Source organism: Pantoea sp. At-9b, from assembly GCF_000175935.2.
Lineage (GTDB): Bacteria > Pseudomonadota > Gammaproteobacteria > Enterobacterales > Enterobacteriaceae > Pantoea.
Window position 1 is genome coordinate 977,596 of record NC_014837.1, and the last position, 12,612, is coordinate 990,207.

10 protein-coding genes are annotated in these 12,612 nt (G+C 54.4%); 5 read left to right on the plus strand and 5 right to left on the minus strand.

Annotated elements, in window-relative coordinates; all coding sequences use genetic code 11:
* Window positions 1-7: 7 nt before the first annotated feature.
* The 3 genes from PAT9B_RS04345 (at window position 8) to PAT9B_RS04355 (ending at window position 3,897) form a co-directional block, all read left to right on the plus strand.
* Window positions 8-1,315 (plus strand): flippase, encoded by a 1,308-nt coding sequence (locus PAT9B_RS04345; protein ID WP_013508039.1) that lies wholly within the window; start codon window positions 8-10, stop codon window positions 1,313-1,315.
* Window positions 1,312-2,307 (plus strand): glycosyltransferase family A protein, encoded by a 996-nt coding sequence (locus tag PAT9B_RS04350; RefSeq protein WP_013508040.1) that lies wholly within the window; start codon window positions 1,312-1,314, stop codon window positions 2,305-2,307. The genes PAT9B_RS04345 and PAT9B_RS04350 overlap by 4 nt, the downstream gene beginning before the upstream one ends.
* Before the next feature lie 300 nt (window positions 2,308-2,607).
* Window positions 2,608-3,897 carry an HAAAP family serine/threonine permease gene (locus PAT9B_RS04355; protein WP_013508042.1) on the plus strand — a complete coding sequence of 430 codons (1,290 nt, stop codon included), beginning with the start codon at window positions 2,608-2,610 and terminating at the stop codon, window positions 3,895-3,897.
* A gap of 45 nt (window positions 3,898-3,942) precedes the next feature.
* Here the strand turns inward: PAT9B_RS04355 and PAT9B_RS04360 are convergent, their stop codons facing one another.
* From PAT9B_RS04360 to dbpA, 3 genes are all read right to left on the minus strand, one after another.
* The gene (locus PAT9B_RS04360) at window positions 3,943-5,517 is read right to left on the minus strand and encodes a methyl-accepting chemotaxis protein (protein ID WP_013508043.1); all 1,575 of its coding nucleotides are present in this window, start codon (window positions 5,515-5,517) and stop codon (window positions 3,943-3,945) included.
* Window positions 5,518-5,765: 248 nt separating this feature from the next.
* Window positions 5,766-6,728, minus strand: a complete 963-nt coding sequence (locus tag PAT9B_RS04365) for a chemotaxis protein (RefSeq protein ID WP_013508044.1) — start codon at window positions 6,726-6,728, stop codon at window positions 5,766-5,768.
* 133 nt (window positions 6,729-6,861) lie between these two features.
* Entirely contained in the window at window positions 6,862-8,241 is a 1,380-nt protein-coding gene (gene dbpA / locus PAT9B_RS04370; protein ID WP_013508045.1) for an ATP-dependent RNA helicase DbpA, read from the minus strand.
* A 392-nt stretch (window positions 8,242-8,633) separates the two neighbouring features.
* On the opposite strand from dbpA, the gene PAT9B_RS04375 reads away from it, so the two are divergent.
* Window positions 8,634-8,831 carry a hypothetical protein gene (locus tag PAT9B_RS04375; RefSeq protein ID WP_013508046.1) on the plus strand — a complete coding sequence of 66 codons (198 nt, stop codon included), beginning with the start codon at window positions 8,634-8,636 and terminating at the stop codon, window positions 8,829-8,831.
* A gap of 77 nt (window positions 8,832-8,908) precedes the next feature.
* Here the strand turns inward: PAT9B_RS04375 and PAT9B_RS04380 are convergent, their stop codons facing one another.
* Both PAT9B_RS04380 and PAT9B_RS04385 read right to left on the minus strand, forming a co-directional pair.
* The gene (locus PAT9B_RS04380) at window positions 8,909-10,270 is read right to left on the minus strand and encodes an amidohydrolase family protein (protein WP_013508047.1); all 1,362 of its coding nucleotides are present in this window, start codon (window positions 10,268-10,270) and stop codon (window positions 8,909-8,911) included.
* 90 nt (window positions 10,271-10,360) lie between these two features.
* Window positions 10,361-11,221, minus strand: coding sequence for a LysR substrate-binding domain-containing protein (locus tag PAT9B_RS04385; protein ID WP_013508048.1), 861 nt, complete (start codon window positions 11,219-11,221; stop codon window positions 10,361-10,363).
* An 87-nt stretch (window positions 11,222-11,308) separates the two neighbouring features.
* Between PAT9B_RS04385 and PAT9B_RS04390 the strand changes: the two genes are divergently transcribed.
* Complete coding sequence (locus PAT9B_RS04390; RefSeq protein ID WP_013508049.1) at window positions 11,309-12,481, plus strand: cyanate transporter; 1,173 nt, start codon at window positions 11,309-11,311, stop codon at window positions 12,479-12,481.
* Window positions 12,482-12,612: the final 131 nt, after the last annotated feature.

A 12,612-nucleotide genomic window follows, 5' to 3' on the forward strand; every position in this document is an offset into this window, starting at 1 on the left:
TGGCGTTGTGAAAGATAAATTAAAAAACTCGCTATGGATGATTGTGGAGAAACTGATTGCGGTGTTGGGGCTAATATTCGTTACCTCCTATGTGGCGAAATATGTCGGTCCAACCACTTTCGGTATTATCTCCCTTTCCATGCTGGTGTTTCAGTTTGTGCAAACCCTCGCTCAAATGGGTAGCGATGTGATTTTATTGAAACGCATTGCACAGAAGCGGCATTCCGGTATCAGGCTGATGATATCAACCTTTTTCCTGGTACTGGTGCTGTATACGCTACTGTCATTGGTGGGGTTGCTGGTGATGCAGGAAGAACTCAGCCCGGATACGTGGGTATTTATTGGTGCAGCAGCCATTGCCTGCCTGTTTTCCGCCATTGATTTGGTGAATGTCTACAACGAAGCCATGCTGCATGCGCGACTCAATGTCGTTGCCAACCTGATTGGTCTGGTTATCAGCCTGACGGTGCGTTTCTTTATTTCCTATTTTGCCCTCGATCCTAAATATCTGGCGATTCCTATCGTATTGGCAACGCTGATTCCGTTTGTGATTAAAACCAGCGGGTTTTTGTTGGCTGAGCAACGGACACCGTTACCGGCTGTCAGGCAGTTCAAAAAATACTCACGTTATATGGTGGCGTCAGGCATTTCGTTGATTTTATCCGTGCTGGCGGTTGCGCTGTATACACGCGTCAATCAAGTCAGTGTCTCTTATTTTCTTGGCGTGAAAGAGGCGGGTATTTTCTCGGTTGCCTTGACGTTATCAACGGCCTGGGTATTTTTACCCAGCGCTTTGCTGGCATCGTTTTATCCTTCATTTTTTGCTGAGCGCGATCCTGAGCGCGCCATCGTTAAAGCCCAGAAGCTGCATTTGTTGGTGATCGGCGTTTCCACCGCCGTGATTTTTGTCATCTGGCTGCTCTCAGGCTGGTTTATTCGATCTTTTTACGGCGCTGCGTATTTGGACGCCATCGCACCAACCGTTCTGCTCAGTTTTGGTGCCATGTGCGCCGTATTAAGTAGCGTAATGGACCGCTTCATTATTAAGTACCACGGATATCGTTATCTGGTGAAAAAAACCTTTGCTGTTCTATTAATCTGTCTTGCGTCATCGCTCCTGCTGGTGCCGCATTTCGGTCTGACTGGTGCCGCCATTAGCGTGGTATTGACCGAGTTTTTATCTTTTACGCTGCTTAATTATTTCTTCCCTGCGCAACCGGTCATGCGTATTCATCATATTTTTTTCAACCCGAGGAAGTTATGGCTGTTATTTAACAATATCAAAACCTCAGACAGTAAAGAGAGTTTATCATGAATGAAAAACCCCTTTTTAGTGTTATTATCCCAGCCTTTAACGCACAGAAAACCCTTAAACGAACCATTCTGAGTGTACTCAACCAGACGTATACAGACTATGAGATTGTCATCGTTGATGATGGTAGCCGTGATTTAACCCCGAAAATACTCGAAGAATTCATCGATTATCCGCAGGTCACGGTGCTTCATCAAATGAATGCGGGCGTCAGTGCCGCAAGAAATAGCGCCCTGCAATTGTGTCGGGGGGCGTATGTGCTATTTCTTGATGCTGATGATTGGGTGGAAAATAACTTCCTGATGGTATTTAAACAGAACCTGAGTGCCTGGCCAGCGCAAGCCATCGATCTGATGGTGGGGAACCTGAATGATGATCGCGTCGGTAAAATCATGCAGGCAGGTTTTTTTGAGCAGGAAGATATCCCCTTCGTACTCGGGGAGCTGGAAATGAGTGATAATATTGGCTATCTGCATAATAAATGTTACCGTCGCGAGATGATTGAAGAGGTGGGTCTGCGTTTTATTGAAGGCGTTTCAATGAGCGAAGACCTGTTATTCAATCTTAAATGCTTTAGTTGCGTCAGTAATTTTCTGGTGATGCCTGGCAGTGCTTACCATTACGAAGATGTGGCGGGGTCGTTGTCCAAGCGTAAGTCTAATTACAATGAACTGAAGGTGAGAAAAAAATCACTGACGGCTTTGTATGACGCGATTGTGGAAAAATATAAGGAGAGCGATCTCGACTATTTCCTTAAAGGTATCTCCAAACGTGTACTGGCACTGGATATGCAAATTGTCACGGCCATGTATCATTCCTCGTTCTCGCCGGGCGATATTGCTCAGGAGATCAATGAAATCAAGCGGGGAAGATACTCGAAAGGTATTTTTATTCTGCTGAATAAAAATGAAAAGATGAAATATATGATCATCAATTTGAATACTATCACGGCGTACTATTTTCTTTATGCTTTATACCGAATGCGGGCATTCTGACCATCGATGTCCCTAACCGTAGCGGGGCGATTTATTGCACCGCTACGGTGTTCTCCCTTGCACTCTCTCCGCGTCTCAGGTCAAATAGCGGCCACGCAAACGGTTGCTTGCGTGCATCGTGCATTTATCGATGATAAATGCATCATTTTGCACGATGTTGCTGTTTTTGTGCGCTGATTCTTGCATTTAAGTCATCCGCGCCGATAAAAAACGGTTAGCATGATCACGTCGCGCCGACCGCGTCATAATTCGCAGCCCTGTGGGCTGTGCTTTTGATTAAGTGTAATTCTGGAGAGACCGATGGAAACCTCGCAAACCGGCACACTGGGTGTCGTTGAGGCGCCCGCGAAGGGCTGGCGTAAAAGTGACACCGTGTGGATGTTGGGTCTGTATGGGACGGCGATTGGCGCAGGGGTGCTGTTTCTGCCTATCAATGCCGGGGCAGGCGGTTTGATTCCGCTGATTATCATGGCCGTACTTGCTTTCCCGATGACGTTTTATGCGCATCGTGCCCTGACGCGTTTTGTGCTCTCCGGAAAAAATCCCGGCGAAGATATTACCGAAGTGGTGGAAGAACACTTTGGCACAGGGGCAGGGAAGATCATTACGCTGCTCTACTTCTTTGCCATCTATCCCATTCTGTTGATGTACAGCGTGGCGATTACCAATACCGTTGACAGCTTTATCGTGCATCAGTTGGGGCTGGTTTCGCCGCCGCGAGTCGTGCTGTCGCTGATTTTGATTGTTGGCATGATGACCGTGGTGCGTTTTGGCGAGCAGATGATCGTCAAAGCGATGAGCGTGCTGGTGTTCCCGTTTGTGGCGGTGCTGATGTTGTTGGCCTGCTACCTGATACCACACTGGCACGGTGCCGCGCTGGAGACCTTGTCATCCGGCCAGGGCAGTGGCGACAGCAATATCTGGATGACGCTGTGGTTAGCCATTCCGGTAATGGTGTTCTCCTTCAACCACTCTCCGATCATCTCCTCATTCGCGGTAGCGAAGCGTGAAGAGTATGGTGCGGCGGCGGAGCAGAAGTGCTCACGTATTCTCGCCAGCGCGCATTTGATGATGGTGCTGACCGTGATGTTTTTTGTCTTCAGCTGCGTATTGAGCCTGTCGCCAGCCGACCTCGATGCGGCCAAAGCGCAGAACATCACCATCCTCTCTTATCTCGCGAACCACTTTCAGGTGCCGATGATTGCCTGGCTCGGACCGATTGTGGCGATGGTGGCGATCACCAAATCGTTCCTGGGTCACTATCTTGGTGCGCGAGAAGGGTTTAACGGTCTGGTGATTAAGTCACTGCGCAGCCGTGGCAAAAGCGTCACGCCGCAGCGTCTGAATCGCATGACTTCGGTGTTTATGCTGCTGACCACCTGGCTGGTGGCGACACTCAATCCGAGCATTCTGGGGATGATTGAGACCCTGGGCGGGCCAGTGATTGCAATGCTGTTGTTCCTGATGCCGATGTACGCCATCCAGAAAGTCCCCGCGATGCGTCAGTACAGCGGCAAAATCAGCAATGCTTTTGTGGTGATTGTTGGGTTGTTGGCTATCTCTTCGATTTTCTATTCGCTGGTGAATTAAGCGTAACATGCATAGCGGCGCGATAAATCGCGCCGCTATGAGGGTTTACACCACGCTCAGCTCCATGCCATGCCCGGTTTTAAACACACTCATCGATTGTGCCAGACGCTCAGCCTGTTCCTGTAAGGCCTGTGAGGCGGCGGACGCTTCCTGAACCAGCGCGGCGTTCTGCTGCGTCACGGCTTCCATCTGGGTAATCGCGAGGTTGATTTCGCTGATGCCGCTGCTCTGCTCGCTGCTGGCGATGGTGATTTCACTCATGATATCCGCCACGCTTTTCACGCTGTTCACCACCTCACCGATGGTGGAACCGGCATGGGATACCAGGCGGCTCCCTTCATCCACTTTCGCCACAGAATCCTCAATCAACACCTTGATCTCTTTCGCTGCGGAAGCCGAGCGTTGCGCGAGATTACGCACTTCGCTGGCGACCACGGCAAAACCGCGCCCCTGTTCACCGGCACGCGCCGCTTCTACCGCAGCATTGAGCGACAGGATATTCGTCTGGAACGCGATAGAGTCGATGACGCTGATGATGTCGACAATCTTCTTCGAGGAGAGCGCGATGGCTTCCATCTTCTCAATCACCTGTTCCATCACCACACCGCCTTCTTTGGCGACATCAGAGGTGTTGGCGACCAGTTTATTGGCCTCGCGCGCGTTCTCGGCATTGTGCTTCACGGTGGAGGTCATTTGTTCCATCGCAGAGGCAGTCTCCTCCAGTGAGCTGGCCTGCTGCTCGGTACGCGAGGAGAGATCAAGGTTACCGCTAGAGATCTGATTGGATGCCACAGCGATGGTGTCAGAACCGGCACGCACATCCGTAACGATGGTCAGCAGATTATCGTTCATGCTTTGCAATGCACGCATCAGCACGCCCGTTTCATCGGTGCTTTTGACTTCGATATGGGTGCTGAGATCACCGGCTGCCACTTTTCCGGCAATCTCGACGGCTTCATTCAGCGGACGCACAATCGAACGCGTCAGCAGGAAGCCAAGGATGATGGAGGCGACAATGGCGACAGCGGAGAAAATCAGCGTCACCATGATGGCGGTAGAACCATCAGCGATGATGCTAATGCCTTCATTTTGCAGCTGTTCAGACTGCGAAGCGGCAAACGCATTGGCGCTATCCAGATAGGTGTTTTGCGTATCAGTAATTTTTTTCAGCACAAAGGTGCTGGAGGCTTCGAGGTCGCCTGATTTTACCAGGGCAACCAACTGATCTTTCTGTTGTTCAAACAGATGGCTGGCATCCAGCAGACCGGCAATTTTCTTTTTACCCACGGCGGTGATCTGGATGGCTTCAATCTTTTTCATCGCACTGTTGGTACGGTCCGTCGCTTCTGCTAACTGCTGAAAACGCTTCACGTTATTTTCCGGGCGATGAGTATCAATCACGATACCGCGCAGATATTTGATCTGATCGTTAACGCCATCACGCACATCATAGGCCAGACGTACTTTTACATAGCGATCTTCGACGATGGAGGTGATGCCGTTTTTGATATTGCTGATTTTGGTGATGGAGGTAATGCCCACCACCACCAGCAGCGCCACCACCAGACCAAAGGCGATGCCCAGTCGGACACCGACCTTCAGGTTCTTAAAGCTCAACATAGGTTTCTCCCCGTGATGCCAAAAATGGTTTTCAAGATAGAAAAGCAGATGAGATATCTGCATCTGGTTGATGTTTTTTAAGCGAAAATTATCTGCTCACTTCGGCGGGAAGCATGCTGGCCCGCACGCGCAAGCGCTATGGGTTATCGGATGTTAATGTTTTTACTTTAATTTTTTAGAGGTTTGTCACAAAAACTTCGCAGGGGATGTGTAGCGGTGCGATAATTCGCACCGCCAGAGGAGCTGAATTAACGTGTCGCTTCCAATACCCGGTGAATCACGCTCGACAATTCGTTGATCTCAAATTTTGCCACATAACCGTCGGCACCGACTTTGCGCACGTGATCTTCGTTGGCGCTACCGGAAAGTGAGGAGTGGATCACCACCGGGATATGGCGCAGCACATCATCGCGTTTGATATTACGCGTCAGGGTGAAGCCGTCCATTTCCGGCATTTCGAGATCGGTCAGCACCAGGGCGATTTTGTCGTGGATCGACTCACCGGCCGCCTGCGCTTCCTGCTGCATCTGCGTGATTTTCTGCCACGCTTCCAGACCGGTGTTATGCATAATCGCCGGGATACCCATGCTTTGCAGACCCTGTTCCAGCAGCTGACGGGCCACTTTGGAGTCTTCCGCGACAATCGCCACCTGACCCGGTTTCAGATTGAAGTTTTTCACCGTCTCTTCACCCGGCTCGACACCGCGCACCGACGGAATGATGTCATACAGAATCTGTTCAACGTCCAGCACCAGCGCCAGATTGTTGCTTTCACCGTCGCTATCGAGGCAGGCGATGCTGGTGATGTTGCGGCTGCCAATCCCCGCTTCAGCGGTATGCACCTGATTCCAGTCGAGGCGCACAATATTCTCCACCGATTCCACGGCAAACGCCTGAGTGCTGCGGGCATATTCCGTCACCAGCAGCAGGTTGAGGCCGGTTTCCGGGGTACAGCCGGTCACCGCAGGCAGATCAATGACCGGGATAAACTGGTCGCGGATACTGGCCATGCCGAGCAGCGGCGATTGCATCCCGGCAGCACGGGTGATGTTCGGCATCGGCACGATTTCACGCAGTTTAAAGACGTTAATCCCGTACAGCTCTGATTTGCCTTTCCGCTGATCGGAGCCGAGGCGGAACAACAACAGTTCGAATTTGTTTGATAACGCGAGGTTAGCGCGTTCATCGATCTCTTTCTGGAAATTATCCATCCTGGCCTCGCTCAGGGCTGCGTTAGGGGCATGGCAACATCGCCGTGATGGAGTTATCGGCAGAGTGATTAAAAAATAGAGAGTAGCGGGTGGAATTTTGACGTGAGGGCGAGCGCCCCCACGTTTTAACGGCTTATTTCAACAGGATGGCGCGTACACTTTTGCCTTTGATCTTGCCTTCTTTCAGCTTGATCAGCGCCGTTTTGGCCTGAGCGGCAGCAATGGCCACATAGGCATGGGTTGGGGTGAGATCGATCTTACCGATCTGATCGGCGCTGAAACCGGCTTCACCGGTCAGTGCGCCAAGAATATCGCCGGGGCGGATTTTGGCTTTACGGCCACCGTCGATACATAACGTCATCATGGTTGCTGGCAGTGCTTTGGCTGCACTGCCTTTCAGCGTGCTGGCGGCAACCCAGTTGAGAGATTGTTGCAGATAATCTTCCAGCGCATGGGCGCGCGCCATCTCATCGGCCGCGACAAAACTGACCGCCAGACCTGATTCTCCGGCGCGGCCAGTACGGCCAATGCGGTGCAGATGGACTTCCGGGTCCCACGCGAGGTGGTAATTCACGACCAGTGCCAGCGACTTAATATCCAGGCCGCGTGCTGCCACATCGGTGGCGATCAGCACGCGGATGCTGCCGTTGGCAAAACGGATCAGCACCCGCTCGCGGTCACGCTGTTCCAGATCGCCATGCAGCGCGAGGGCGCTGATCTGACGATCGTTGAGCGCAGCGGCGATGTCATCGCATTCACGTTTGGTGTTGCAGAACACTACGCAGGATGTGGGTTGCTGCTGGCTGAGCAAGGCGCTTAACAGGTTGGTGCGTTCACTGGCGCTGACTTCAATAAATCGTTGCTCAATGGCGGGCAGCTCGGCTTCGGTCTCGGTGGCCACTGCCAGCGCATCACGCTGATAGCGTTCGCTCAGGCTGGCAATGGTATCCGGCCAGGTGGCGGAGAACAGCAAGGTCTGGCGTGCAGCAGGGGTAAAGCCGATGATCGCTTCCATATCATCACGGAAACCCATTTCCAGCATGCGATCGGCCTCATCCAGCACCAGGGTTTGCAGTTGGTTGAGATCGAGGTTATCGCGTTTCAGATGATCAAGAATACGTCCCGGTGTACCGACCACGATATGGGGCGCATGCACCAGTGAATCACGCTGGGCGCTCATCGGCTGGCCGCCACACAGCGTCAGGATCTTAATGTTGCGCGTGAAGCGCGCCAGCTGGCGTAATACGTTGCTGACCTGATCGGCCAGTTCGCGCGTCGGGCAGAGCACCAGCGCCTGGGTATGAAACTGGCTGTTATCAATCCGCTGGAGCAGGCCGATACCAAAGGCGGCGGTTTTACCGCTGCCGGTTTTCGCCTGCGCACGCACATCGCGCCCTTGTAAGATCGCGGGCAGGGCGGCTGCCTGAATTGGCGTCATGGCGTCAAAACCCATCTCGCGCAGGTTGTCGAGTTGGCTGGCAGGCAGTTGCGTCAGGGTAGAAAAAGCAGTCACGGGACGGTCTCTGATATCGGGCGGAGTTGCGGCGGCCAGTCTGGCAGAAAGGGCCCGCGGCATCAATGATAAATCACCTCACGGCCGGGAGGATGGTTGCTGACGGGAATAAATAAGCATCTGGTAATATTTGGTTTATTTTTCGACAGTTATTGTCGCAAAGTTCTAATGAATTTTCCGAAAACTCCCATGATGAGAAATTCGCCAGTCGAGAAAAATGGCTGAGTTAATCAGACGATAGCCGCATACTGACGGCAAGATAGCGACCAATTGCTGCTGTTATCTTTATGTGTCCCGTCTGTTACAGGAAATTCCGATTAAAATCGTTCTCTGGATTGTTTTATATTTAGCGCGCCATTTGGCGATATAAAACAACTTCAGAGGTCACTTCATTGAGTCACTACGTCCAGGGACAAAACGAGGACATTCTGAAAATCGTCGGCCGCGCCGTGTTAACCCTACACATTCACGGAGAGGCGTTGTCATCTGACAAAGTCAGCTCCATGATTGCCTGTTACGCGGAAGAAGAGCCTGTCAGCGACGAAGAAAACCAGCGGCTGTATGCGCTGGCAATTCAGATGTTATCGTAATAATCCAGCATGGCGGTGGGCGCAACCTGTCCCTGCCTTTTCGTTCATAAAGCCTCCTTCCCGGAGGCTTTTTTGTTTCAGGCGGCGTACACGGCGGTGCCACGGCGGAAGGTGGCGTGGACCGGTGCAATCCGCGCCACGGCTTCGGCGGAACAACTGGCCTCCACCAGCATCATGCTGGCCTCATCCTGCACCTGCGGCCACTGACGTGCGCCCTGATTCGATAATGGCAGAATACCGCCAGTCGCGATATGCAACGCCCGGCTCAGACCAAACTCATCGGAGCCGCGGTACAGTTGCGCATACAAATTGGCTTTCTCCAGCATACTGCCGCTACCGAAAGGCGACCAGTGATCGATCACGCTGTCAGTGCCGGTCATCACCGTAATGCCTGCCGCCTGCAATTGCGGCAATGGCATGGTCAACTTGCCGATGGGGATGGTGGAAGCCACGCTCATCTGCTGCTCGGCCATGCCAGCAATCATCTGATCCAGCGCTTTCCCCTCCAGCGTGCCGAGGGCAAAGCCGTGACTCAGGGTGACTTTCCCCTTGAGCTGCGGATTCTTGGCGATGGTAGCCACCATATACTGAATCGCTGCCACCCCTGCCGGGGAGGTTTCATGCAAATGGATATCCACGCCACGCTGGTAATCAAGGGCAATCTGGAACATGGCATCGAGCGAAGCCTGCATCGCGCCGTCCACGTTGGTGGGGTCGAGTCCGCCGACATACTGCACACCCAGTGACATGGCTTCGCGCATCAGCCCATCTACCTTTGAATGCAGCAAACCGTGTTGGGGAAAGGCGACAATTTCACAGTCAAAATCGGGGTGGTTTGCCAGCGCCAGCTTCAGATGTTCCAGGCTTTTCAGACCACTAACCGGATCGATATTGCAGTGGCTGCGTGCTTCGGTGCTGCCCTTACTTTGCAGCAGGCCGATCAGCGCTTCGGCTCGCGCCTGTGAGGTGGGGAGCAGTTGTGGGATCAGCACCTGTTCGCGGGCAATCATATCCATAATGGTTTTGCCCTGACGCGGTCGCGGTGCCTGCCACGGGCCACTGTAAAAGGTTTTGTCGAGGTGGATATGCATGTCACGGGTGCGCGGCAGCAGCAGCAGACCCTGCGCATCCCAGTTGGGTAAGGCGCTGTTACGCGCGTTGCCGGCTGGCTCGATGGCGACGAATTTCCCGTCATTAATCGTGATGTCATACAACGCGGTGCGCGTGGCGATCACCTCGTTACCTTCGCGCTCGAAATCTTCTTCGAGACGCACATTCAACAACTGGTAATGGCGGGCGCGGGGGAGGGCCGGGCGTTCGGATCGCGCAGCGACCGTCTGGCTGGCATGGCCCATACCTGCCGCCAACAGGCTTCCGGCGGCGGTCCAGCGTACTGTCTGGCTGAGAAAATCACGACGGCTGGGGGAAGAGAGTTGCATCAGAGGCTCCAGTCAAAAAGGGAAAAACCTAATCTGGCAAAAGCCTCGCCTCGGTGCTGCGATATTTGCCACTGGCTGGCAGTGGGAAAATCACTGCCAGCGCAACTGACAAAACGCCACCAGCGCGGCGGCCAGCGCCTGCTGCAAATGGTCCTGCGGTTGGCGGCAGAACAACGCCAGCTCGAAATGGCTGATCACCGGTAATCCCTCGGCGTCGCCCAACACCCGATGTTCCGGCAGGCGGCAACTGGCGGGGAGTAAGGTTAGCCCGAGGCCCGCCGCCGCCGCGCTGGCTAGCGCCACCAGGCTGGTGCTGCTGTAGCTGATGCGCCAACTACGGCCGAGGCTATCCAGCGTCTGGCACATCTCCTCGCGATACAAGCCAAGTTGAGGAAACACCACTAACGGCAGTGGGGTTTGTCCAAAACAGGGATGTTCGGCGCTATCCAGCCACAGCAACGGTTCCGGCCTCGCTGCCAGAGGCCGTTCCCCGCCTGGTTGCTTAATTAACATGATATCGAGTTCTTCTCGCTGCCAGGCCGCGTGCAGATCAACGTACATTCCGCTCATCACATCCAGCCGCAGTTGCGGGTGTTGGCGGCTAAAATCGGCCAGTAACCCTGCCGTGGGGGCGGCAAAATCTTCCGGTACGCCGAGCCGCATCACCCCGTCACGCCATTTGTCGCTCAGTACATCGTGCGCTTCGCCATTCAATGCAATGATCCGGCGCGCATAGCCCAGCAACTTTTCGCCCTCTTCGGTGACAGCCACCTGATGGGAGGTACGTTGCAGCAGCGCCTTGCCGACCATCTCCTCCAGCCGTCGCACCTGTTGGCTGACGGTGGATTGCGACAGATGCACGCGGTCGGCGGCGCGGGTAAAGCTGGCGGTTTCGCATACCGCGACAAAGCTTAACAACTGTTGCGGGGTAAACATCGGCTGACGATTCATTTTTCCACTGTTCGCTATGGCGTTATTTCATTTCCAAATAGTAACCGCCGCTGTCATCCTGACAACCTTTTCTCTGCAGGATTGTGTATGACCCGACATTCCAACGGACCGACGCTCGCCGCCCTGGTGCTGGCCGGGCTGAATATGCGTCCGTTACTTACCTCCGTCAGCCCGTTATTGGGACAGTTGCGCCAAAGCATTGGCCTCTCCCCGCTGGCGGCGTCCTTATTGCCTGCCGTTCCGATGGTGATGATGGGCGCGGTTGCGCTGCTGGGCGCCCCCCTGATGCAGCGTCTGCCGCTGCGACGCCTGCTGTTGGCCGGGTTAACCTTGTTATTGGTCGCGCTGGCGACACGTGGCGCGATTGCCGAAGGCCGCTGGCTGGTGTTGAGCGCATTATGTGGTGGGCTGGGCATTGGCATCGTACAGATGGCGATGCCAGGGCTGATTCGGCAGCGTTTTTCGCGGCGCAGTGCGGCGGTGACTGGCTTATGGGCCGGGGCGCTGATGGGCGGTGGCGGCCTCGGGGCGGCATTGTCACCCTGGCTGAGTGCACAGCTGGGTTGGTCGCTGGCGTTAAGTGATTGGGCGCTGCCGGTGTTGCTGGCGCTCCTCGTCTGGTTGTGGGTACGGGTGCCGGTTAACCCTGACAGCAAGCCGGTGGTGGTGCCGCCGTTGTGGCGCAAACCCCGCGCCTGGACGTTGGCGCTGAGCTTCGGTCTGGTGAATGGCGGCTATGCCACCTGTGTTGCCTGGTTGCCGGATGCCTACCAGCAAGCAGGCTGGTCAGCACAGGCCGGTGGTTCGCTGCTGGCGGTGATGATTGCGTTACAGGTGACGGGCGCGGTTCTGATGCCGCTGCTGGCGCGTGGCAGCGATCGTCGTCCGCAACTGGCCATCAGTCTGGTGTGCCAGCTGATCGGTATGGCGGGGTTTCTGCTGGTTCCGCTGCTGGCCCCGTGGCTGTGGGCCGCGATTGCCGGTTTTGGTCTCGGTGCCGCCTTTCCTCTGGCGATGGTACTGGCGCTGGAACATCTGCCACAACCGCAGGCCGGTGCACGGCTGGTGGCGTTTATGCAGGGGGTCGGGTTTATCATCGCTGGTTGCATGCCATTTGTTGCCGGTCAGCTGTATGCCGCCACCGGCAGCTTTTCCAGCGTATGGTTGATGCAGGGCGCGGTGGTCATCGGGTTGCTCGGTCTTAACCTGCGCTTCCATCCCCACAGCTATCCCCGGGCCTTTGGTCAACCAAAGGCCTGATTGGTCCTACCAATGGGGTGAAAATGTTGCCGGGACGTCACATAACACGAAAAATCACCCCTGCCGCGTTGCTTTAGGTTAACAATACGTTAACTATCTGGAGCCAGAAAGCCCGGGAAACTGAATTTTGG